Raw genomic sequence first — 519 nt, forward strand, 5'->3', positions numbered from 1 at the left:
TGCGAACACCAACCCCTCGTCGGGTGGTCCGTCCCATCCCAGACCGTGCCACTGGAGAAGGTCTCGCATTGCACCTGACCCGCAGTGCCCTCCCATCCGGTGGGGATAGTTCTCGATCAGAGTCGTGGGGGTCACTGTGGCTGCCTTTCGGGTGGTTGGTCGAGCGCGCGTGTCGGCATGCTCAGCTGTTCTGGATTCTGTCGAGATACGTTCGGCGAGCAGTCATGTCGACGTCCGCGAGGAACACCGAATCTGTGTTCAGGGCCGCACCCAGTCCGGTCGCCAGCCGCCGGGGGACGAATTTCACCGCCGCGACCATTGCGCCTGCGAGACGGGTGACGCGGACGAAGGGGCGTGGATTCTCGATCAGATCTGCTGTCGCGCGGGCGATTTCCTCCGGCTCGGCGTTGCGTAATCCCTTTGCGCCGGCGGTTCCGGCGACGAGTTCGGTGTTGGTGAACGTCGGGCGGACTGTGGACAGTCGAACCCCTGACTTGCGGTACTCCAGTCGTGCGGCCT

2 pseudogenes are annotated in these 519 nt (G+C 64.4%); both read right to left on the bottom strand.

The annotated features are described in order from the left end of the window. A pseudogene (locus J1M81_RS26560) lies at positions 1–135 on the bottom strand (PRTRC system protein E); the annotation flags it as partial. Positions 136–181: 46 nt separating this feature from the next. Beyond that, positions 182–519, bottom strand: a pseudogene (locus J1M81_RS24185) (short-chain dehydrogenase); the annotation flags it as partial.

This window comes from Rhodococcus sp. KRD175, assembly GCF_017168275.1.
Taxonomy (GTDB): domain Bacteria; phylum Actinomycetota; class Actinomycetes; order Mycobacteriales; family Mycobacteriaceae; genus Rhodococcoides; species Rhodococcoides fascians.